We start from the raw sequence: 22,993 nt of genomic DNA, 5'->3' as shown, positions 1-22,993 counted from the left end.
GATGGAAACCACAACCATGGTTGTGAACAGCGTGGCGTACAAAGCCGGTAAACGGCTGGGTGAAGTGACCATTGATGACATCAGCGACGTGGTCAAACAGCCGGACACCTTCGTCTGGCTCGGGCTTTGGCAGCCGGAGGACGCCTTTATGCGCAAGGTGCAGGAAGAGTTTGGCCTGCATGATCTGGCGATTGAGGATGCGCTGTGCGCCCACCAACGGCCCAAGCTCGAAGCCTACGGCGATTCGCTGTTTATCGTGGTCAAAACCGCGCAATGGGGCGAGAACGAAGTCGAGTACGGTGAAACCCACTTCTTCGTGGGTAAAAACTTTTTGGTCACGGTGCGTCACGGCGCGTCACCCAGCTATGCGCCTATCAGAGCCAAAGCGGAGGAGAACCAGAAGCAGCTGTGCCACGGACCCGGCTTTGCGCTGTATTCGGTACTGGACTTTGTGGTGGATAACTACCGCACCGTAGTGGCCAAATTCGAGGCGAGCATCGAGGGCATCGAAGCCAACATGTTCAAATCGGAGTTTGATCAAGCCGCCATTGAAAACGTCTATACCCTGCGGCGGCACTTGCTGGCGCTGCGCAATGCCGCATGGCCGATGGACGAAATCTGTAATCAACTCATTCGCCTGCATGAAGAGGTGATCCCGAAGGAGCTGCGTGCCTACGTGCGGGACGTTCAGGATCATGCACGTCAGGTGGTCAGCAACATCGACGATATGCGCGAAATGCTGACCAATGCGATGCACGTGAACCTGGCGCTGGTCACCGTTAAACAGAACGAAGTGGTGAAACGGCTGGCGGGCTGGGGGGCAATCCTGGCGATCCCGACCGTGGTTTTCAGCCTGTACGGCATGAACTTTGCCGACATGCCTGAACTGAAACTCCCCTGGGCCTACCACGCCACCCTCGGGGTGACCGTCGCCGGCTGTTTCTTCCTGTATCAGAAACTGAAGAAATCCGGCTGGTTGTAAAGGGCAACAGGGGTTGCGCTCGGCAACCTCGTTTAGTTGACCGGCATACGTGCAGGATCCGGGTACTGGTACTCAAACCCCAGTTCGTTGCAGATGCGGCTGCCGTCCACCAGCCGACCGCCCTGCTCGCTTTCGGCGGCAAACTGTGGCGGGGCCAGATGCAACTGCTCCGCCAACGCCGGGTAGAACTCGCGTTTGGTCGGATGGGCCGGCGCGCACAGATTATAAACGTGGCCGCCTTTCGGCAGCTTCAGCAGCAGTTGAATGGCGGCAATCACATCATCCTGATGTACCAAATTAACCCCTTGCGAGCCGCCCTTGACGTCGACTTTGCCGGCCAGGAAACGGCCTGGGTGACGATCCGCGCCAACCAGCCCCGCCAGACGCAAAATATCCACCGAGGTGTTAGGCAGTTCATGCAACCAGCGCTCGAGCTCCGCCAACACACGCCCGGAGGGCGTCACCGGCCTCAGAGGCGAATCTTCACGCACCGTGCCAGCAGTTTCGCCATACACCGAGGTTGAACTGGTAAAAATGATGCGCGACACGCCAAAGGCCATCGCACTGTCCACCAGCATGCGAACCGCATTGAAGTAGTTTTCGCTGCCTTCTACGGTACGGCGAGCGGGCAGCGTCACCACCAGCGCATCGACACCCAGCAACGGCTCCAGATCGTCCGGATCGCAAATCAGATCAGGCGTCATTTCCAGCCGATAACATTCAATCCCGCTCATGCGCGCGGCCTCGACGCCATCCGGCGTAGTTTTACTGCCGACCACGTCAAACCCACGGCTCATCAGCGACAGGGCCAGCGGCATCCCCAGCCAGCCCAGACCAATAATGGCTACCTTTTTCATTATCTTCCTCTCTTGAAGATCGCAGCGCTCTGCCCATTAAGGCTACGCCACTCCGTGAGGTGATACAATCCACCCTGCTTAAGCTTAGGTAAAACCGTGTCTAGCTAATAACCCACCCTGTTTCAATAAATTAAATTTATGACTGTAAAAAAGGGTTGCGCGACAGACAGCGGATAGTTTAGGTTAATTAGCAATTCGGTTTGTACCGACATTTTACAGAGAAAACACCATGACACGCATTCAGTTCAACCACCATCATCACCATCATCCTGACTAGTCTTTCAGGCGATGTGTGCTGGGAGACGGTTTCTTAATCTTCCAGTGGCGCGCAGAATGCAAGAGAGAGCCCTCGGAAGATTTCTTCCGAGGGTTTTTTTTTGGCTCCGGACAGACAGAAAAATAATTTTTACAATAAATTCATAAAATTACAGATTAAAACAGAGGTTACCATGCTGGACAAAACACGTTTACGGATAGCAATGCAGAAATCAGGCCGCCTGAGTGATGAATCCCAGGAACTGCTGGCGCGTTGCGGGATCAAAATCAACCTGCAACAACAACGCCTGATTGCCTTCGCCGAGAATATGCCGATTGATATCCTGCGCGTACGTGATGACGATATCCCGGGGCTGGTCATGGATGGCGTGGTTGATCTGGGCATCATCGGTGAGAACGTGCTGGAGGAAGAGCTGCTGACCCGTCGCGCACAGGGCGAAGATCCACGTTACTTCACCCTGCGCCGCCTGGACTTCGGCGGCTGCCGCCTGTCGCTGGCCGCACCGCTCGACAGTGAATACAACGGTCCGCAAAGCCTGCAAGACTCCCGTATCGCCACCTCTTACCCGCACCTGCTGAAGCAATACCTCGACAAACAGGGTGTGCGTTTCAAATCTTGCCTGCTGAACGGTTCCGTCGAAGTGGCACCGCGTGCCGGTCTGGCCGACGCCATCTGTGACCTGGTCTCTACCGGCGCAACGCTGGAAGCCAATGGCCTGCGTGAAGTCGAAGTGATTTACCGCTCCAAAGCCTGCCTGATCCAGCGCGACGGCGAAATGCCGGAGGCGAAACAACAGCTGATAGATCGCCTGATGACCCGTATTCAGGGCGTGATCCAGGCACGTGAATCCAAATACATCATGCTGCACGCGCCGAGCGAGCGCCTGGACGAAATCGTCGCGCTGCTGCCGGGTGCCGAGCGCCCTACCATTCTGCCGCTGGCCGGCGCGCAAAACCGCGTGGCAATGCACATGGTCAGCAGTGAAACCCTGTTCTGGGAAACCATGGAGAAACTGAAAGCGCTCGGTGCCAGCTCCATTCTGGTGCTGCCAATTGAGAAGATGATGGAGTAACGCCATGTCGACCTTCAATACTCTCGTCAATTGGGCGGACTGCAGCGAACAACAGCGGGCAGAACTGCTGATGCGCCCGGCGATCGCAGCCGAAGACAGCATCACCCGCACGGTGCGCGAAATCCTCGACAACGTGAAGGCCAACGGTGACCAGGCGCTGCGTGACTACAGCGCCAAATTTGATAAAACCGAGGTTGGTGCGTTGCGCGTCACCGCAGAACAAATCGCCGCAGCCGGCCCCCGCCTGACTAACGAGGTCAAGCAGGCGATGGCGGTGGCGGTGGCCAATGTGGAAACCTTCCACAATGCGCAACAACTGCCGCCGGTCGATGTGGAAACCCAACCTGGCGTACGTTGCCAGCAGGTAACCCGCCCGATCGACTCCGTCGGTCTGTATATTCCCGGCGGTTCCGCACCGCTGTTTTCTACCGTGCTGATGCTGGCAACCCCGGCGCGCATCGCCGGCTGCCGCCGCGTAGTGCTCTGTTCGCCGCCGCCGATTGCCGACGAAATTCTCTATGCCGCGCAGTTGTGCGGCGTACGGGAAGTGTTTCAGGTGGGTGGCGCACAGGCGATTGCCGCCATGGCGTTCGGCACCGATTCCGTGCCACGTGTGGCGAAAATCTTCGGACCGGGCAATGCCTTTGTCACCGAAGCCAAACGCCAGATCAGCCAACGGCTGGACGGTGCGGCTATCGATATGCCGGCCGGCCCTTCCGAAGTACTGGTGATCGCCGACAGCGGAGCCACCCCGGCGTTTGTCGCCTCTGACCTGCTGTCGCAGGCGGAACACGGCCCAGACTCCCAGGTGATCCTGCTGACCCCGGACGCAGCCATGGCGCAAGCAGTGGCCGTTGCGGTGGAGCAACAGTTAGCTCAGTTGCCGCGCGCCGAAACCGCCCGTCAGGCGCTGGCCAGCAGCCGACTGATCGTCGCCAAAGATTTGGCCGAGTGCATTGCCATCAGCAACCAATATGGTCCGGAACACCTGATCATTCAGACCCGTAACGCCCGCGAGCTGGTCGACAGCATCACCAGTGCCGGCTCGGTGTTCCTTGGCGACTGGTCGCCGGAGTCCGCCGGTGACTACGCTTCCGGCACCAACCACGTATTGCCGACCTATGGCTATACCGCCACCTGTTCCAGCCTGGGCCTGGCGGATTTCCAGAAACGCATGACGGTGCAGGAACTGACGCCGCAGGGCTTTATGAATCTGGCGGCCACCATTGAAACGCTGGCCACCGCCGAGCAATTGATTGCCCACAAAAACGCCGTCACCCTGCGCGTTGCCGCCCTGAAGGAGCAAGCATGAGCATAGAAAATCTGGCACGCGCCAACGTTCGCGAGCTGACCCCTTATCAATCGGCACGCCGCCTGGGCGGCAACGGCGACGTGTGGCTGAATGCCAACGAATACCCGACCGCGCCGGAATTCCAACTGACCGCCCAAACTTTTAACCGTTACCCGGAGTGCCAGCCTGCGCTGGTGATCGAGCGCTACGCCGATTACGCCGGGGTTAACAAAGAACAGGTGCTGGTCAGCCGTGGGGCGGATGAAGGCATTGAGCTGCTGATCCGTGCGTTCTGCGAGCCGGGCAAAGACGCTATTTTGTTCTGTCCGCCGACCTACGGCATGTACGCCGTCAGCGCCGAAACCTTCGGCGTGGAGCGCCGCACCGTAGCGGCCAAGCAAGACTGGCAGTTGGATTTGCCGGCTATTGCCGACAGCCTGGACAACGTGAAACTGATTTATGTCTGCAGCCCGAACAACCCGACCGGCAATCTGATCGATCCCGATGACCTGCGCACGCTGCTGGAGATGGCCAAAGGCAAGGCGATCGTCGCGATTGACGAGGCCTATATCGAATTCTGCCCACAGGCAAGCTGTGCCGGTTGGTTAAAGGACTACCCGCACCTGGCGATCCTGCGCACTCTGTCGAAGGCCTTCGCGCTGGCCGGCCTGCGCTGCGGTTTTACATTGGCTAACGAAGAGCTCATTACCCTGCTGCTGAAGGTAATTGCCCCCTACCCGCTGTCGACGCCGGTGGCCGACATAGCCGCTCAGGCGCTCAGCACCGAAGGGATCCGCACCATGCGTCAGCGCGTTACCGAGATCTCGGCCAACCGCAGCTGGCTGCAACGCGAACTGGAAAACTGCGCCTGCGTTGAACAGGTTTTCACCAGCGACAGCAATTACCTGCTGGCACGATTCACTGCCTCAAGTAATGTGTTTAAAACCTTATGGGATCAGGGCATTATCTTAAGAGACCAAAATAAACAGCCTGGGTTGTCCGGTTGCCTGCGCATCACCATAGGCACCCGCGAAGAATGTCGGCGTGTCGTCGATGCGCTGTCAGCCCTGCCCGGAGCAACCAAGACTCGCCAGGAGCCAATGTGAGCCAGAAATTCCTCTTTATTGACCGTGACGGTACGCTGATTGCTGAACCGCCGGAAGACTTCCAGGTCGATCGCCTGGACAAGCTGGCGCTGGAGCCGGACGTGATCCCTTCGCTGCTGGGTTTGCAGCAGGCGGGTTATCAACTGGTGATGATCACCAATCAGGATGGCCTCGGCACCGCCAGTTTCCCGCAGGAAACCTTCGATGCGCCACATGGCCTGATGATGCAGATCCTCAGCTCACAGGGCGTCCACTTTGAAGATATCCTGATCTGCCCGCACCTGCCGGCGGACAACTGCGACTGCCGCAAGCCGAAGACCGCGCTGGTGACAGGCTATCTGGAGCCGGGCGTGATGGATACCGCCCACAGCTATGTGATCGGCGATCGTCCGACCGACGTTCAGTTGGCGGAAAACATGGGCATTCAGGGGCTGCGCTATCAGCGCGACACGCTGGGCTGGAAAGAGATCACGCGCCAATTGACCCAACGTGACCGCCACGCGCGGGTTAATCGCGTCACCAAAGAAACGCAGATCGACGTCAACGTTTGGCTGGATCGCGAAGGCGGCAGCAAGATCAAGACCGGCGTCGGCTTCTTCGACCACATGCTGGATCAGATCGCCACCCACGGCGGCTTCCGCATGGACATCGACGTGAAAGGCGACCTGTATATCGACGATCACCACACGGTAGAAGACACCGGCCTGGCGCTCGGCGAAGCCTTGAACAAAGCGCTGGGCGACAAGCGCGGCATCGCCCGTTTCGGCTTCGTGCTGCCAATGGACGAGTGCCTGGCGCGCTGCGCGCTGGATATCTCCGGTCGCCCGCACCTGGAATATAAGGCCGAGTTCAACTACCAGCGCGTCGGCGATCTCAGCACCGAAATGGTCGAACACTTCTTTCGTTCGCTGTCGTACACCATGGGTTGCACGTTGCACCTGAAAACCAAAGGCAAAAACGACCACCACCGGGTCGAAAGCCTGTTCAAAGTGTTTGGCCGCACGCTGCGCCAGGCGATCCGCGTTGAGGGCAACACCCTCCCGAGTTCGAAAGGAGTGCTGTGATGAACGTGGTGATTCTGGACACCGGCTGCGCCAACCTTTCGTCTGTCACCTATGCGGTGCAGCGGTTGGGTTACCAGCCGGAGGTGAGCCGTGATCCGGAGATCGTGCTGCGCGCCGACAAGCTGTTCCTGCCGGGCGTCGGCACTGCGCAGGCGGCAATGGATCAATTGAAAGAGCGCGAGCTGATTGATCTGATCAAAGCCTGCACCCAGCCGGTGCTGGGCATTTGCCTCGGCATGCAGCTGCTGGCGAAAAGCAGCGAAGAAAGCGGCGGCATCAATACGCTGGGCATTATCGACACTCCGGTGATGCAGATGACCGACTTCGGCCTGCCGTTGCCGCACATGGGCTGGAATCAGGTTTCCGCGCAGGCAGGCCACCATCTGTTCCGCGGTATCGAAGACGGTGCCTACTTTTACTTCGTTCACAGCTATGCGATGCCGATATGCTCAAGCACCATCGCCCAGGCGAACTACGGCGAGCCCTTCACCGCCGCCGTGCAAAAAGACAATTTCTTCGGCGTGCAGTTTCATCCAGAGCGATCTGGAGCGGCCGGCGCGCAGCTGTTGAAAAACTTTCTGGAGATGTAGGCAGCATGATTATTCCGGCTTTGGATTTGATCGACGGTAACGTGGTGCGTTTGCATCAAGGCGATTATGGTCAGCAGCGCGACTACGGCAACGATCCGCGCTCACGTCTGCAGGACTACCAACAACAGGGCGCGCAAGTCTTGCATCTGGTCGACTTGACCGGTGCCAAGGATCCGGCGGCGCGCCAGATCCCGCTGCTGCGCAAACTGCTGGCAGGGGTTGACGTACCGGTACAGGTCGGCGGCGGTATTCGCACCGAGCAGGACGTCTCGGCCCTGCTCGAGGCTGGCGCGACCCGGGTCGTCATCGGCTCCACGGCGGTCAAGCAGCCACAACGGGTACAGAGTTGGTTCGAACGTTACGGCGCGGAAGCCCTGGTGCTGGCGCTGGATGTACGCATCGACGCCGAAGGTACCAAGCACGTGGCAATTAGCGGCTGGCAGGAGAACTCCGACGCCACGCTGGAACAGGTGGTCGAGCAGTTTCTGCCCTACGGCCTGAAGCATGTCCTGTGCACCGACATTTCGCGTGACGGCACGTTGGCCGGCTCTAACGTGGCGCTGTATCAGGAAATCAGCCGCCGCTATCCGCAGATCGCCTTCCAGGCATCCGGCGGTATCGGCAATCTGGATGATATCGCCCAGTTACGCGGTAGCGGGGTTGAGGGCGTCATCGTAGGCCGCGCCCTGCTGGAAGGTAAATTTAGCGTTGAGGAGGCTATCGCATGCTGGCAAAACGGATAATTCCCTGTCTGGATGTGAAAGACGGGCAAGTAGTGAAAGGCGTGCAGTTCCGCAACCATGAGATCATCGGCGATATCGTGCCGTTGGCGCAACGCTATGCGCAAGAAGGCGCGGACGAGTTGGTGTTCTACGATATTACCGCCTCCAGCGATGGCCGGGTGGTAGACAAGAGCTGGGTGTCGCGCGTAGCGGAGGTGATCGATATTCCCTTCTGCGTCGCCGGCGGGATTAAAAGCCTGGAAGATGCCAGCCAGATCCTCTCTTTCGGCGCAGACAAGATTTCCATTAACTCACCGGCGCTGGCCGACCCGACGTTGATTAGCCGCCTGGCGGATCGCTTTGGCGTGCAGTGCATCGTGGTAGGGATTGATACCTGGTTCGAAGCCGACACCGGCAAGTATCACGTTAATCAGTACACCGGCGACGAAAGCCGCACCCGCGTCACAGAGTGGGAAACCCTGGACTGGGTCAAGGAAGTGCAAAAACGCGGTGCCGGCGAGATTGTGCTGAACATGATGAATCAGGACGGCGTGCGCAACGGTTACGATCTGGAACAACTTCGGCGGGTGCGGGAAGTGTGTAAAGTGCCGCTGATCGCCTCCGGCGGTGCGGGTACCATGGAACACTTTCTGGAAGCGTTCCGCGATGCGGACGTCGACGGCGCACTGGCCGCTTCGGTGTTCCACAAGCAAATCATTAATATCGGCGAACTGAAAAAGTTCCTGGCAGACCTTGGCGTGGAGATTCGCGTGTGTTAACAGAACAACAAAGAAACCAGCTGGACTGGGAAAAAACCGGGAGCCTGCTGCCGGTTATCGTTCAGCACGCCGTATCCGGCGAAGTGCTGATGCTCGGCTATATGAACCAGGAAGCGCTGGCCACCACCGAACAGAGCGGCAAGGTCACCTTTTTCTCTCGCACCAAGCAGCGACTGTGGACCAAGGGTGAAAGCTCCGGCCATTTCCTGAACGTGGTCAGCATCACCCCGGATTGCGACAACGATACGCTGTTGATTCTGGCCAACCCGATTGGCCCAACCTGCCACCTGGGCAACAGCAGTTGCTTCCACCCGGCCGCCAGCGATTGGGGTTTTCTGTATCAGCTGGAGCAACTGTTGGCGGAACGCAAGACTGCCAGCCCGGACAGCTCTTACACCGCCAGCCTGTACGCCAGCGGTACCAAGCGCATTGCGCAGAAGGTAGGTGAGGAAGGCGTGGAGACCGCGCTGGCCGCCACGGTGAACGATCGTGAAGAGTTGACCAACGAGGCTTCCGATCTGATTTATCACCTGCTGGTGCTGCTGCAGGATCAGGATCTGGATTTGAGCAAGGTGATTGGCCGGCTGCGCGAGCGGCACCAGAAATAACCTGATTTTCCAAGCAATAAAAAAGCACGGCTTAGTCCGTGTTTTTTTATATCTAATTGAAACCAAATAACATTAGCCCAACAAGCACTAACATAAAATCCATATGTAAAAACAACAAAGTAACTTAAAATCAACATGGGAGAATCATATGGGCAATATCTAGTAGGGTTAAAAAATGAACAATTATGATCTGGAACGCTTTGAAAGCATGGGTGACAACTGTGAGTTTGGTTTCTACCTGCGAAGTAAAGGTCTCGAAAATGGTAGTCTTTTTCGCTGGTCATTGATCAAAGATCATCAAGACCTGCTCAACCTGGTCACAGGTGATTTTGTAAACTTCTATCAGTTCGACAATTTGCAGCCCACCTGGAGCAATATGCTCGTTGATAACGATAACGGTATTATCTTCCATACCGATCTCTATAGCAGCCAAATTGATAACAATTGGGTTTTTGATGATGCCGAAAATGAGCGAAAAGAAAAATACCTGATCGAAAAAAATAAAATAGATTATCTTGTTAAAAAATTTCTTGATGGTCTACAAAACAAAAAAAAGATTTTCGTCATCAAGAAAAATAATAACCAAATTGATATGGCCGTAATAGCGCAACTGGCTAATGAACTGAATCGAAGAGGAAAGGCTAAGATTTTGGTGGTTTTCCAAAGTGATGACAGTAGTAAACATGGTATCATTGAGCATACAGGCGAAAATGTTCTTATTTCTTACATCGAACGTTTTGCAGAATATAATAAAGCGGATGACATCTCTGTTGCGGGATGGGATAAAATCGTAAATAACGTATTGCATGCACTGCCCTCAGAGATATGATAATTAAATATCTCGGCAACTTGAATGCAGACATAAAAAAAGCGCCGTAAAAACGGCGCTTTTTTATCATGCGTTAAATCAACGGCCTTTAAGGATACGGTAACATTTTCTCAAAGCACGGTAAAATATGTTTTTTCTATTGACTGCGTCGATTAACACGTTGAAGCGATCATGCGCCCAACCATCTCGTTGCTGAGAAATAAGAAACTCCAGCTTTTCATTGATGGTGCCGAGGGTGCCAGTATCCCCCATATTCCCATTATTCCGGTAAAAGGCAAGATCGCGTTCCAATTTATTAATCTTGTCCATGAAAGAGGGTAACAATCCCATCGTATACTGGACTTGATTACCAGGAGTCATGAATGGACGATAACTGCGGAAATTATTCTTTGATTTATTACCACTGATCAGCATGCCTGTGTTAGCAACGCGATACCAGAATAACGGTTCAGGAATAACCTGCATTTTATGGCCTGCCAACGCTACACGGCAGAAAAACTCCCAGTCCTCATGACCAATACCATAATCTTCCGTAAATCCGTGCAGACTATCAAAAACGTCCTTTTTTACCATAGCATTAGCATCGCCAAAGCAATTGGCAAAACTGGCTACGTTGATGTCAGCACCCAAAGGCAGCCAGCAATCCTTCATTTTTCTAAATGGAGACGGGAATTCATCACCGTAGATCAGATCGCTTGGCGTTGTTAAGACATCGCTACCTGAGTGGATTGCCGCCTTAACAAACATCTCAATTTCGTCAGGTTTGGCGACGTTATCGTCATCCATGAAAATCAGGTACTCACCCGCTGCGTGTTTTGCAGCCAAATTCCTTGCTGCGCCCAAATAGTTATTTGAGCTTTTAATGATCTTCCAGCCTCTATCTGTGAACTCTTTATTAATCAGGTTCAGGTAACGATGAGAATCTTCTTTTACGCTGCCATCGTCGACAAGAATAACCTCAAAATTCGAATAGGTTTGTGTCTTGAGGGAAGCTATCGCCTGCTGCAGCAAATGGCACCGATCGTGATGAACCAAGCAAACAGTAACTAATGGCTCAGGATTAACGCCTGGGGCAACTTCACGCGTCTTAAAATCTTCTTTAAGTTTAGCCACCCATTTTTCTTTAATCTCTTCGACTGATTCTGAAAGCTGCGAAGCAATGCTCAAGTTATCAAGTCGAGAGGCTATTTTTAGATAAAGTTCACCAGGTGTTGGGTTAAAGATAATATCAGGATGGTTTTCCTCGGGGATTAACTCTTTGATGCCACCAACGGAAGAAGCGATGAAGTTAACACCACCAATAAGACTTTCATAAACCGTATACGGTGAGTTCTCCACCAACGAGGGAATGACTACCAGAACATTTTCTTTCTTTATATATGCGTCAGCCTGGGTGCGATCGTAGTCGGTAATAATATTAACTTTTACTTTGATCTTATCCGTTTTTTCACGGATATGTTCAATCGAATTAAATTTATCCGACGTCACACTTTTACCTAGAAACGTAACAGCAGATACCTTTTCTAATTCATTATCTTTTAAACTCTGTAAGGCACGCAGAAAAATGTCCAGGCCTTTACGCGTTTCAAGACGGCCGAAGAAAACCAACTCCGCCCCTGATGCATTATTTTTCTTACTACGGGGGCGAATAAGCTGATCATCTTCTTCTTGTATAGAGAAGGGTTCGCAGTTAAAGATAACCTGGCTGCGCTCCGGCAGAACCCATTTTTTATCTTTCATCCAGTCTAAAAGGTATTGGGATGGGCTAATAACCTGATCCGCCATCTCAACGACCTTCTGCTCCATGAAATACAATTCCATGTGATTCTGATCGTAAGGCAATTGATAATTGCCCTCATCAGCCCAAAGCGTCGAACTATGAGTATTAACGATAAAGGTTGTTTTTTCAAAGAACAAACCCTGCTCCTTACTCAGGAGCGAATAATACAAATCAGCCTGCCATTCACAACTAATGACAACATCATACTTATCATTATTTTTTAACCAGTTATATACAGTATAGCTTTTCCTTCTAAAATAAGGAGCGTCAATACTAACTTCGCTCAATGAAGGAAGAACCATAAGATTAACGTTATGCTCACTGTATACATCAATCCAATAATCAATATTTTTATCACCTGATTCAGAGTAATCCCCACAGGTATAAAGAACATCGATATCGAATCCCTCCTTGGCCATATTTACTGCCAGAGAGGTAAATGCTGTGCCTATTCCCCCATTACGAATTGGACCTTCAATGTCGGGAGTAACAATAAGAACTTTCTTCATTCTAAACTAATCCTTTTAAATCATTTATTGTCTAATTTAATTATTATTATAATTTAGTAACAAATATATAGTTGTTGATATGAGAACAAAAATTCAGTACGGTACATACTATCTATGCGAAGGAGCGTGTTCACAGTACTTTCAACTATTATGTTATTGCGAAACGCGGAGTTACAAGATGTTACATAAAAACGAAAATCCACTGACCCTATTGTTAAAATCATATTGCGAAAATTATCGTTTTATTTACAAAGCTAATCCAGGAAATGCAGGTGATGGTGTCATAGCTGCTGCGACGTATGATTTCCTTGAAGGAAATAATTTTAAATTTTCCCCTTATGACGCCACAGAAAATTACACACCCGAAAGAGATATTTTACTCTTTGGGGGTGGCGGAAATCTTATTGAAGGTTATTATGCAGAAGGTCGTGATTTCATACGAGACAACATTCATAAATTTGCAAAAACAATTATATTCCCATCAACAATAAATGGATATGAAGACTTTTTTGAAGCAAACAAAAACTCATTATTTATTTGTTGCAGGGAGAAAACATCTTATTCGAAATTATTGAAGTTAGGTTACATCCCTAATGAATCAATTATATTGACTCATGATATGGCGTTTTATCTTAATAAAGAAAATTACGTAACTTCAATCGTTGCGAAAAAAAAGGTAGTTTCCTGTTATAGAACAGACTCCGAGTCATTAACAAAAGAACATCGGGAAAATAATTACGATATATCGCTCACTTGGAATGGTGACTTTTGGGATAACGTGCACCTTGCCAGAAACTCAACGCGTTCTCTGATCAGCTTCTTACAAGAGTATAAAACTGTGAATACCGACAGGTTGCATATTGCTATCTTAGGTTCACTACTTGGTATGGAGGTTAACTTCCATCCTAACTCTTATTATAAAAACGAGGCTGTTTATGACAACTCATTGTTGAATTATTATCCCAAGACTTACTTTATGAAGAATTCTTAATTTTTATAAAATTTTATATGAAACCGCCGGATTTCCCCGGCGGCTTTATTACTAGATGCAGTTAATTACTCCATCCATTCGGTATGGAATACACCTTCTTTGTCGATACGCTTATAAGTGTGGGCACCGAAGTAGTCGCGCTGCGCCTGGATCAGGTTGGCAGGCAGTACTGCTGAACGGTAGCTGTCGTAGTACGCGATAGCTGCAGAGAAAGTCGGCGTTGGGATACCGTTCTGCACCGCGTAGGACACCACATCGCGTAGCGCTTGCTGATAGTCGTCAGCGATCTGCTTGAAGTATGGCGCCAGCAGCAGGTTGGCGATGTCGGCATTGTCTGCGTAAGCATCGGTGATTTTCTGCAGGAACTGAGCGCGGATGATGCAGCCGGCGCGGAAGATCTTGGCGATATCGCCGTAGTGCAGATCCCAGTTATTTTCCTGAGAAGCCGCTTTCAACTGAGAGAAGCCCTGCGCGTAAGAAACGATTTTGCCCAGGTAAAGCGCACGGCGCACTTTCTCGATGAACTCAGCTTTGTCACCGCTTACTGGCGCAGCTTTAGGACCGGTCAGCACTTTAGACGCAGCAACGCGTTGGTCTTTCAGTGAGGACAGGTAACGTGCGAAAACTGATTCGGTGATCAGCGACAGCGGTTCGCCCAGATCCAGAGAGCTCTGGCTGGTCCATTTGCCGGTGCCCTTGTTGGCCGCTTCGTCCAGGATCACGTCAACCAGGTATTTACCTTCTTCGTCTTTCTTGGTGAAGATGTCTTTGGTGATGTCGATCAGGTAGCTGTTCAGTTCGCCTTTGTTCCACTCGGCGAAGGTGTCAGCCAGTTCTTCGTTGTTCAGGTTCAGCGCCTGTTTCAACAGAGAATAGGCTTCGGCAATCAGCTGCATGTCGCCGTATTCGATGCCGTTGTGCACCATCTTCACGTAATGGCCGGCACCGTCAGCGCCGATGTAGGTCACGCAAGGCTCGCCTTCGGCAACCGCAGCGATTTTCTTCAGGATTGGCGCCACCAGCTCATAAGCTTCTTTCTGGCCGCCAGGCATGATTGAAGGCCCTTTCAACGCACCCTCTTCACCACCGGAAACGCCGGTACCGATGAAGTTGAAGCCTTGATCAGACAGTTCGCGGTTACGACGGATGGTGTCCTGATAATAGGTGTTGCCACCGTCGATCAGAATGTCACCTTTATCCAGGTGTGGAGTCAGGGAAGCAATGGTTTTGTCTGTCGCTTCACCCGCTTTTACCATCAGCAAAATGCGGCGTGGTTTTTCCAGCGATTCGACAAACTCTTCGACGGTGTAGAACGGCGCCAGGTTTTTACCCGGGTTCTCAGCGATAACCTCGTCAGTCTTGTCGCCTGAACGGTTAAAGATAGAAACGGTGTAACCACGGCTTTCGATGTTCAATGCCAGATTGCGGCCCATTACCGCCATGCCGACAACGCCGATTTGTTGCTTGGACATTTAGGAACTCCTGTCTGAGGATGACCCTGTTAACAACTTTGGCCAACAGGTTTTGTGATGTGGCACACATGTTAACTCAGGATTGAGCAGCGTGGGTAGTGATTGGTGCGATAGGCTTTGCAACAGTCTATAACCACTCAAAAATCATACAGCCTGGCTAATAATTTCCGCTTCGCCAGGTAAATTTTCTCACGTCCTTCAGAGCGGTCAGCGTGTCTTTCAACCAGTAACTGCGCTATTGAATCCGCAGAAACTTCAGGTCTGGCCATCGGCCAATCAGACATCTGCTGCAGACTGGCAAATTTGTTATCATAGTAGTCTGACCAAGACAAAGAGATGCCTGCGACGCCCAAACTGGCGGCAATGACCTGAAAGTGAAAACGCGAACTAATACAGAAATCATTATCGGCAAATTGAAGACCATCGCGCCAAATATCTTCGAAACGAATGAACTCAGCCTGCGGAAAACACTGCCTTACCTGTTGGAAGAACACACCATCGGAACCTGGTCTGAATTCATAAAATCTGATCGACGTATCCGAATACTGCTTACTGAATAAAGAGACTGCCTGCTGAAGTATCGCCAACAAATTCTGTGTCAAAAGGCCATTTTCAGAAAGCTCAGTATGAATGCATAAGTGCAACATAGGCTGTTCGCGCTCGATCAGGCGCCCTATCGGATGATCGGGGAAGACGAAGTAATCATCGCCGGTGAAACTCAAAGCAGGAATATCGAACGGCTCCAGCACTTCGAAACTGGCTCGGTCACGCACGTCAAAGTAATCGAACTGACGAATAAAGGGCGAAAGTTTATTAGCATTGTCGGCAGACAATGGCTGCAATCCTAAGCCGGTAGCGTAACAGACCAAATCGTGTTTCTTTGCGAAGTAGGCCGCAAGCTCCATAAGGCGAACGTTCGCACCCCATAGCTCATTAATATACCCTCCCCCTAAGAGATGGATGCTGTGTGCACCACCAAATATCTTTCCCATAAGACGTTCACGAGAAGGAAGAGTGTAAGAATCGGCAAACTTTTCCTCAACCGATCCTTCATCACCCAGAGCTTGTGCCAGACGCCAGACATAATCCACGCATCTGGCAGTTGGAAATAATTCCGAGGCGACTACGGAATCAACCGCATCAAGATAAATAGTACAACCAGGAAACTTTTCCTGGAGATAATCCACCCAATAACGCGTCAACATATCATCGCCAAAATTTGGCATGCCGGCAGCAGATATCAGATAAAAGACTTTTGTTTCAATGGGCTGAACGGGAATGTCCTTATTGTGCCTTTTCGTCCATCGCTTTGCGAAAAAAGCCAAAATGAGACTCCTGTATTTCAGTCAAAAATTAGTAACCTTCAGCAGAAATAGCCCTTTGATAGAGTTTTAGAGTGTCGTCAATGACTAAGGACGAGGCGAACTTGTTTTCAATGCGCTTTCTGCCGCGCACCCCCATCTCGACTCTTTTACTGGGGCTGGTAAGCAAATGCTCCAGTTTTTCCGCCAACAGAGCGATATTGCGTTTCTCAACTAAGCTGCCAGTGTATTCGTCGATAATCAAACTTTGGCAACCACCAACGTCATACGCGATGCAGGCGCGTCCGACTGACGAAGCCTCCAACAGGATGCGTGGGATACCTTCGGAATAGGTCGATGGAAGCGCAACCACATTAGAAGCTTTAATCAAGCTGTACACATCGCTGCAACGGCCAAGCCAGTTAATCAAACCCTGCTGATGCCATTCTTCGATCTGCGACAGAGGTATCGCATCCTGATCGTCGCCTATGGAAATACCCGCCACGTTGAGCACAAAATCGACACCTTTGAGCGCTAAGCGTTTTTTCACCTCAACCAGATCGCCCAGCCCTTTACTCCAGAGCAAACGGCTGGCGAACAGAACTATCGGCTTTTCGCGATTTATTTCCAATGAATAGTGGTAGATTTCCGGGTTGATGCCCGCACCGTCAATCACTACTGTCTGATTCTTATTTACCTGGGTCAGCTCGATCAAACGATCTCTATCGTGCTCGTGTTCAAAGGCAAGCAACGATTTTTTATTTTGAAAAATATGCTTGTAGGAACGCAAGGTGAGCAAACGAATGATGTTCATAGATAATTTATCTTCCATAAACACCCGTCCCAGTCCGACAAAGCCCAAGATAATGGGTTTGTTATAGAATCGAGCAAAGAACCCCCCCATCAGACAAGGTTTGATAGTGATGCAATGAAGCACATCAGGGTTGATCTTCTTGAGCAATCGCCACACTTTGAAAAGTGAACCGACAAACTGGAACGGGTTAATGGATTGCTCAGAAACTGAAGAATTGTGACATACAAAGCCTTTCTCTGTCAGTTTTTGCAGGATATCATCACCTACAAAGTGACTGACAACATGTATTTCATAGCCTGCCGCTTTAGCAGCAAAAGCGCGTTCAACCCAGTGCAGGTCAAAATACCAGTCTGAGTTGATAAAATAACAAATCTTTTTCATTTAACTCTTACCGGCTAATGTTGTTTACCATTTTTACCTGATATACCGTCAACAATACCGCGAACTACGTATCTAATATATTCCGCTTTACGCTCTTGGAATGTAAAAGAAAGTAAATATTTTGTAATACGTAGTGCGATAGCACCTACTGAGTATGGTCTTTCATTTTTTCTGAACAATGCCCTTGAAAGGAGCAGATTTCTTACCAGATAGTAGACCTTCCAGGGTGGATTGACTCCCACACCCGCAGTCGGTACATCGTGTAAGAACGTCAGCTCGGGTGAGTATCGGATACGATACCCTCGTTGACTCAACCTGTAAGAGAAGTAAAGATCATCATAATAAATAAAAAGCTCAGGCCAAATTGATTCGCGATTAGCGCTTAAAACGTCTTTGCGAATTATTGCGCCAACAAACGAAAGTGTCACCACCTCAGACGCACGTTGCTCATCAGGGAGGTAACTTTTTGGCCTGAGAATATACTCTATAGTCTGCACCAGCGAGGTAGGCATGGTTCTATAGGGTACGTTCATTTTACACAACGCCCCCTGCATATCCACCACGCGGCAACAATAAGCATCGTAGCCTGATTGAACTACGGCAGAAAATTTCTCGATCAGCCCTGCCGTTGGGTAAGCATCATCATCAAACATAAACACCCAGTCGGTGTTTATGTTCTCTGCAATAAACTCGGTTCCCAGTTTAAAGCCACCAGCCCCTCCGCCGTTGCTTTTGGCACGTATAACATGAAGGCGCGTATCATCAATTGCGTTCAACCATTCAAAAGTATTGTCGGTAGAGGCGTTATCAACGATGACAATGTGCTGAAAGGGCAACACTGCCGTCGCTGCCCAGCAGTGTTTTAGTTTTTCCAATCGGTTGAAAGTAACAATTAACGCCGTTGCATTCATCTGACGCTGACCGTAAACACTGGCATTGAGTGTGCTGTTTCAAGACTTTCCAGATAGGTCTCAGCCGTTTTCAAAGCCTCGGCAATAGTCACATCCATATCCAGGTAGCGATAAGTCCCCAAACGACCGATAAAAGTGATGTTTTTTTCTTGCTCAGCCAAATCAACATACTTCTCCAGCAGGCTCATCTCACCAACCTGACGGATAGGATAATAAGGGATATCATCCGCCTCACAGGCCCGACTGAACTCTTTGTAGCATACTGATCCGTCATGTTGTTCCCATGGTGAGAAGTATTTATGCTCTGTAATACGAGTATAAGGCACTTCTTGCTCGCAATAGTTCATTACGGCGCACCCCTGGTAGTCCCCTTCCACGGTAAAACGCTCAAAATCGAGGGTCCGATAGCCCAGACGACCGAACTGGAAGCCGTAGAAAGCATCCAACGGCCCACTGTAGAACACGTGATCATATTGCGCACGTGTTTCCGTCTGGAATGCGGTACTCAGAGACACCGCGATATTAGGATGATCAAGGATACCCGCAATCATGCTGGTGTACCCGTCTTTCGGCATGCCCTGGAATTTATGATTGAAGTAATTATCATCATAATTAAATCGAATCGGTAAACGTTTCAGGATTGAAGCCGGCAATTGGGCAGGTGACATTCCCCACTGCTTGATGGTGTAACCTTTGAAAAAGGCCTCATACAGTTCTTTACCGACAAAGCGCAGTGCTTGCTCTTCAAAGGACTGAGGATCCGTTATGCTACTGTCGCCTTTTTCAGCAATTAATGCTTTCGCCTCTGTAGGCGAACAGGTCTTTTTAAAAAACTGGTTAATGGTATGCAAATTAATAGGCAGAGAGAAAACCTGACCATTCACTGTAGCCTTTACACGATTTACATAAGGCATCATGGTGGCGTATTGGTTCACAAAATTCCACACCAGCTCATTATCGGTATGGAAAATATGTGGGCCGTAGGTATGTACCATTACATCAGTTTTCTCATCACGGGCATCATAGCAATTACCTGCAATGTGCTCGCGACTATCGATGATTTGGACTTTATGTCCTTGCTCAGCCAATTGACGACCAATAACCGCGCCAGAGAAACCAGCGCCAACGATTAAAACATTTTTGCTATTCATCAGTATGTTACCCAAGAATTACGCGTCTAACTTTATAATAGTACTTCGTCAATGTGTTGCGGCGTACAGTTCCTTTTGGTGCCAACTTGTTCAAGGTAGGCATTAGTAACCTTTTGACCTTTGTCAGATGTAGTACGGGTACATGATGATCTTTCTGCGTGCTACCCGAGAGTGCTACTGAAGTCACTAAGCGTTCATAACTCTCAAATGCCCAAGGCGTATTTACGACATTCTTGTGATAATTATCAAAGAAATCAACATGTCGATTGTTCCAGGGTTTATTTTCCCCGGCAAAGTGAATCATTTTAGGGTTTTTACGTGCCTTGAGGAAACTCATATACGTGGCAAAACGTAAGTTCGGGAAGAAATCATCAGTATTACCGTTGCCATGGTATACGTTCCATTCTAATGGCAGATAATGTACGCGTCCATGGAATACCTGATTCATAATATCCTGATCCAGGAACCAATAGGTCTTGCTTTTCAGGGCATTCATCAGACTGGAAAAGGTATTTTCTCTATTCATCTGAGCGATATTGAATACTAAAATTCCGGCTTGGAAATAACCTTCCGGATTAGCCATACCCAGTGAGGTTGACAAATATTGTTCCGCGGGCATCACACCATCGCTGGATTGCGACATGGCGCCAAACATGACGAAACCTTCCATTACAATATCTTTTACTGCAGCAACCAGATTATCTTCCAACGGTACCGTCATCAACTCCGCCAGATCGCTTTCCACGACAGTATCGGAATCGATAAAGATAACCTTTTCAAAATCAGAAAAAAGTTTCGGAATAAATAAACGGGCATAGGTTGCAGCACTAAAGTGCGCGCGCGTAAATACGCTTTTTATTTCGCTGAAAGCATTAACATCAAAGAAACGCAGATTGATATTTTCATGTTTGGAAACTAATGTGAAAAAGCGTTCTTTATTGGCTAAAGAAACACCATTTTCCAACACCACCAGATCGTAATTCAGTTCCGGATTGGCATTGGCAATAATGGAATGAATCAACGCCCCACCGCTAATCGCATAATTATTATCAAAGCAGATTACTACCGGCACATTTTTGACTGAAAATGCAGGCTTCAACTTTGCATTAAAAGTTTCCTGCTGAATGAACGTGCGCTGTAACTCTTTGATTTTTAATTCATGTTTATCAATTTGATAATTGATATAAATATTTAGCAATCTTTCTGAAATATGACCTACAACCCGTTTTTCTTGATTATTGTAATTTTTAAAACGGATTTTTCCTTCTAACTTATCAAGAATGGCGAACAACCATTTTGAATAGTCATCAAATATGTATTTCCTCATGACAAACATATTTGTGTAATAACCGTCTGATGCGTTATTAAATTTATCTGCCGCGTTCTTATACTCTGGATAAAGCGCATCCAGAACTTCCAATGCAGCATCATAGTCTTCAATATGAAGATAGTTGGATATCTTATAATGCTGGTAGTTATTTTTACTACCCGCAGCGTTAACATCCCATTTTTTTGGCAGAATAATATCCACATCCGCCAGGCATTTGGTAATATCCTGGTCGTTTAACCCGTATTGGCTCTGATACTGCTCGTCGATTTTTTCATAATTGACCACCCCCCAATTATCCTCTGGGGCATGTTGATCTTCAGAAAAATTGAAATGACGGCGATAATGCATAAAACCGACATAATCAGCTGGAGCGGCATTTTTCCACACCCAATAATGGGCCGTCAGCTCACAGTAGAACGGATTTTTGAATGAAATATTATCGCCAGTATCATCACCTGGGCAACCAATCTCATTTAAACTATTTGCCTTTCCTACATGAATCGGTTGGATTAATGTAGAGTCAAGAAAAGCACTTGGCTTATGATGACAAGTGTAAATTTTAATATTACTCATTTGTATTACCTAAAGGTTACCTTGTTCATAAACATCAAGCCATTGCCTCTTTATAATGAGAGATAACTGTTTTAGCATCTCCAATTTCTCTCATTTTATGGTTTTCTATCCAAATGACCTTGTCACAAATTTTCTCAACATCCGCAAGATTATGACTCACAAAAAGAATAGTGACACCTTTTGCCTTAAACTCACTGATGGTATTTAAGCATTTGCGTTGGAATGAAATATCCCCCACAGCCAAAACCTCATCGATAATGAGAATATCAGGATCAACTTGGGTGATCACAGAAAAACCTAACTTTGCCAGCATACCGCTGGAATAAACACGAATAGGTTCATCAATAAAATCCCCCAATTCAGAGAATTCAATAATCTTATCGAGTCTTTCCTTCAACTCCTTGCGGCGCAGTCCCAATAAAGTTGCATTGAGGCGGATATTTTCACGGCCGGTCAATTCAGGATGAAAACCGCCCCCCAACTCCAACATGGAAGCCACGCGCCCCTGTACGCTAACCGTACCCGAGGTAGGCCGCATCACACCGGCTACAAGTCCTAAAGAAGTACTTTTTCCTGCACCGTTTCGGCCTATCAGCGCAACTGATTCGCCCTTTTGAACTTGAAAACTAATGTCGCCAATAGCCAAATAGCTACGTCCCCGTAGCAGGTTGAACGCGCGGCGCGGATTAAAAATTAACTCTTTAATGCCAGATCCAATATGATGATATAATGGATAGCGCTTAGTCACATTTTTAAATTCGATAGCTATGCTCATTATAGAATCTCTGCAAACCTGTACTTCAGCTTATTGAATATACTAACGCCAATGATAATAAACAACAGTGCATATCCGTATAGCATACCAACCTGTTGATAATCTATGACACCATTCATGAAAAGATCACGCCAGCTCAATATCATATTGGCCAGTGGGTTATAATCAATCAGGAATTTGTATTCTTTTGGAATCATATCTCCGGAATAGAGAATTGGGGTGCAATAAAACATCAGCATAATACCCAACGTGACAAATCGCTCCAAATCACGGAAAAAAAGATTCAATGTTGATAACATCATGGCAATACCGAAAGTCATCATCATTTGCGCTAAGCCTATTAATGGAACCCCCCAAATCCAATCAATAGATGGTCGCATATCATAGACATAAAGAAATACGATAATAACTGGGATCGTACATAAAAAATGCAAACACTCCATTAACACATTACTGAATGGAATCACCGAACGAGGAAAAACGGTTTTTTTAATAATTTGAGCATTTGCTAGAAAAGAGTGTAACGAGTTTGACGTTGAGCTGGCGAACCATTGCCAAGGAAAAAGTCCAGTAATAATAAAAATAGTATAGTTAGGGATTTGAACCCGCATGACTAACTTAAATATAAAATAGTAGATCATGGCAAACAGCAATGGGTTAGCAATTGACCATAAATAACCAAAAAAACTACTTTTATATCTTACTTTTAATTCTTTCTCTGTAATGACCGCGGCCAAATCCCAGAGGTAACCTAGACTATACTTCATATAAAAACTCGATTTAAGATTAAAATTCCCTAACATCTGAAACGTAATAGCATTTCAACCG

Annotated in this window: 22 protein-coding genes and 1 other annotated feature; of the genes, 12 read left to right on the top strand and 10 right to left on the bottom strand. The window is 48.9% G+C overall.

What is annotated here, in order from left to right:
• Position 1: 1 nt before the first annotated feature.
• The gene (locus tag JEM67_RS08835; RefSeq protein ID WP_199635190.1) at positions 2-982 is read left to right on the top strand and encodes a magnesium and cobalt transport protein CorA; all 981 of its coding nucleotides are present in this window, start codon (positions 2-4) and stop codon (positions 980-982) included.
• A gap of 32 nt (positions 983-1,014) precedes the next feature.
• Here JEM67_RS08835 and JEM67_RS08830 read toward each other — a convergent pair whose 3' ends face one another.
• Positions 1,015-1,839, bottom strand: a complete 825-nt coding sequence (locus tag JEM67_RS08830) for an SDR family oxidoreductase (RefSeq protein ID WP_199635191.1) — start codon at positions 1,837-1,839, stop codon at positions 1,015-1,017.
• Between the two features lie 229 nt (positions 1,840-2,068).
• On the opposite strand from JEM67_RS08830, the gene hisL reads away from it, so the two are divergent.
• The 10 genes from hisL to JEM67_RS08780 all read left to right on the top strand — a co-directional run bounded on the left by hisL (position 2,069) and on the right by JEM67_RS08780 (position 10,177).
• Positions 2,069-2,116, top strand: a complete 48-nt coding sequence (gene hisL, locus JEM67_RS08825; protein ID WP_110605893.1) for a his operon leader peptide — start codon at positions 2,069-2,071, stop codon at positions 2,114-2,116.
• Positions 2,092-2,218: a sequence feature (His leader region), on the top strand. It overlaps the preceding gene by 25 nt.
• Before the next feature lie 70 nt (positions 2,219-2,288).
• On the top strand, positions 2,289-3,188 hold the full coding sequence (gene hisG, locus JEM67_RS08820) for an ATP phosphoribosyltransferase (RefSeq protein ID WP_004942454.1): 900 nt from the start codon (positions 2,289-2,291) through the stop codon (positions 3,186-3,188).
• A gap of 4 nt (positions 3,189-3,192) precedes the next feature.
• Positions 3,193-4,500: a histidinol dehydrogenase gene (hisD, locus tag JEM67_RS08815; protein ID WP_199635192.1), complete on the top strand. Its 1,308-nt coding sequence runs from the start codon at positions 3,193-3,195 to the stop codon at positions 4,498-4,500.
• Positions 4,497-5,585, top strand: a complete 1,089-nt coding sequence (gene hisC / locus JEM67_RS08810; RefSeq protein WP_013812221.1) for a histidinol-phosphate transaminase — start codon at positions 4,497-4,499, stop codon at positions 5,583-5,585. The genes hisD and hisC overlap by 4 nt, the downstream gene beginning before the upstream one ends.
• A complete protein-coding gene (gene hisB / locus JEM67_RS08805) occupies positions 5,582-6,649 on the top strand; it encodes a bifunctional histidinol-phosphatase/imidazoleglycerol-phosphate dehydratase HisB (protein ID WP_199635193.1) in 1,068 nt (355 codons plus the stop codon). The genes hisC and hisB overlap by 4 nt, the downstream gene beginning before the upstream one ends.
• Positions 6,649-7,239, top strand: coding sequence for an imidazole glycerol phosphate synthase subunit HisH (hisH, locus tag JEM67_RS08800; protein ID WP_004942445.1), 591 nt, complete (start codon positions 6,649-6,651; stop codon positions 7,237-7,239). The genes hisB and hisH overlap by 1 nt, the downstream gene beginning before the upstream one ends.
• Positions 7,240-7,244: 5 nt before the next feature.
• Positions 7,245-7,982, top strand: a complete 738-nt coding sequence (gene hisA, locus JEM67_RS08795; RefSeq protein ID WP_013812219.1) for a 1-(5-phosphoribosyl)-5-[(5-phosphoribosylamino)methylideneamino]imidazole-4-carboxamide isomerase — start codon at positions 7,245-7,247, stop codon at positions 7,980-7,982.
• Complete coding sequence (gene hisF / locus JEM67_RS08790; protein WP_004942441.1) at positions 7,964-8,740, top strand: imidazole glycerol phosphate synthase subunit HisF; 777 nt, start codon at positions 7,964-7,966, stop codon at positions 8,738-8,740. The genes hisA and hisF overlap by 19 nt, the downstream gene beginning before the upstream one ends.
• Positions 8,734-9,348, top strand: a complete 615-nt coding sequence (gene hisIE, locus JEM67_RS08785; protein WP_004942439.1) for a bifunctional phosphoribosyl-AMP cyclohydrolase/phosphoribosyl-ATP diphosphatase HisIE — start codon at positions 8,734-8,736, stop codon at positions 9,346-9,348. The genes hisF and hisIE overlap by 7 nt, the downstream gene beginning before the upstream one ends.
• 175 nt (positions 9,349-9,523) lie before the next feature.
• On the top strand, positions 9,524-10,177 hold the full coding sequence (locus JEM67_RS08780; protein WP_199635194.1) for a hypothetical protein: 654 nt from the start codon (positions 9,524-9,526) through the stop codon (positions 10,175-10,177).
• A 78-nt stretch (positions 10,178-10,255) separates the two neighbouring features.
• On the opposite strand, the gene JEM67_RS08775 is transcribed toward JEM67_RS08780, so the two are convergent.
• Complete coding sequence (locus JEM67_RS08775; protein ID WP_199635195.1) at positions 10,256-12,466, bottom strand: glycosyltransferase; 2,211 nt, start codon at positions 12,464-12,466, stop codon at positions 10,256-10,258.
• Between the two features lie 178 nt (positions 12,467-12,644).
• Here JEM67_RS08775 and JEM67_RS08770 point away from each other — a divergent pair, with 178 nt between their 5' ends.
• The gene (locus JEM67_RS08770) at positions 12,645-13,457 is read left to right on the top strand and encodes a polysaccharide pyruvyl transferase family protein (protein ID WP_199635196.1); all 813 of its coding nucleotides are present in this window, start codon (positions 12,645-12,647) and stop codon (positions 13,455-13,457) included.
• Between the two features lie 65 nt (positions 13,458-13,522).
• Here the strand turns inward: JEM67_RS08770 and gndA are convergent, their stop codons facing one another.
• The 8 genes from gndA to JEM67_RS08730 form a co-directional block, all read right to left on the bottom strand.
• Positions 13,523-14,929: an NADP-dependent phosphogluconate dehydrogenase gene (gene gndA / locus JEM67_RS08765; protein ID WP_199635197.1), complete on the bottom strand. Its 1,407-nt coding sequence runs from the start codon at positions 14,927-14,929 to the stop codon at positions 13,523-13,525.
• A gap of 137 nt (positions 14,930-15,066) precedes the next feature.
• Complete coding sequence (locus JEM67_RS08760) at positions 15,067-16,254, bottom strand: polysaccharide pyruvyl transferase family protein (protein ID WP_199635198.1); 1,188 nt, start codon at positions 16,252-16,254, stop codon at positions 15,067-15,069.
• Between the two features lie 28 nt (positions 16,255-16,282).
• Positions 16,283-17,425: a glycosyltransferase family 4 protein gene (locus JEM67_RS08755; protein WP_199635199.1), complete on the bottom strand. Its 1,143-nt coding sequence runs from the start codon at positions 17,423-17,425 to the stop codon at positions 16,283-16,285.
• A 14-nt stretch (positions 17,426-17,439) separates the two neighbouring features.
• On the bottom strand, positions 17,440-18,336 hold the full coding sequence (locus JEM67_RS08750; protein WP_199635200.1) for a glycosyltransferase: 897 nt from the start codon (positions 18,334-18,336) through the stop codon (positions 17,440-17,442).
• Entirely contained in the window at positions 18,333-19,487 is a 1,155-nt protein-coding gene (glf, locus tag JEM67_RS08745) for a UDP-galactopyranose mutase (protein WP_199635201.1), read from the bottom strand. Before glf ends, JEM67_RS08750 begins: the two co-directional genes overlap by 4 nt.
• A 7-nt stretch (positions 19,488-19,494) precedes the next feature.
• Positions 19,495-21,390 carry a DUF4422 domain-containing protein gene (locus JEM67_RS08740; protein WP_199635202.1) on the bottom strand — a complete coding sequence of 632 codons (1,896 nt, stop codon included), beginning with the start codon at positions 21,388-21,390 and terminating at the stop codon, positions 19,495-19,497.
• Positions 21,391-21,424: 34 nt separating this feature from the next.
• Positions 21,425-22,165, bottom strand: coding sequence for an ABC transporter ATP-binding protein (locus JEM67_RS08735; protein ID WP_020438762.1), 741 nt, complete (start codon positions 22,163-22,165; stop codon positions 21,425-21,427).
• Positions 22,165-22,932 (bottom strand): ABC transporter permease, encoded by a 768-nt coding sequence (locus JEM67_RS08730; protein WP_020438761.1) that lies wholly within the window; start codon positions 22,930-22,932, stop codon positions 22,165-22,167. The genes JEM67_RS08735 and JEM67_RS08730 overlap by 1 nt, the downstream gene beginning before the upstream one ends.
• Between the last annotated feature and the right edge of the window lie 61 nt (positions 22,933-22,993).

Source organism: Serratia sp. PAMC26656, assembly GCF_016469055.2.
In the GTDB taxonomy this organism is placed as follows: Bacteria; Pseudomonadota; Gammaproteobacteria; order Enterobacterales; family Enterobacteriaceae; genus Serratia; species Serratia plymuthica.
The sequence above is the reverse complement of the archived record's forward strand: the minus strand, read 5'-3'. Positions and strand labels throughout refer to the sequence as shown.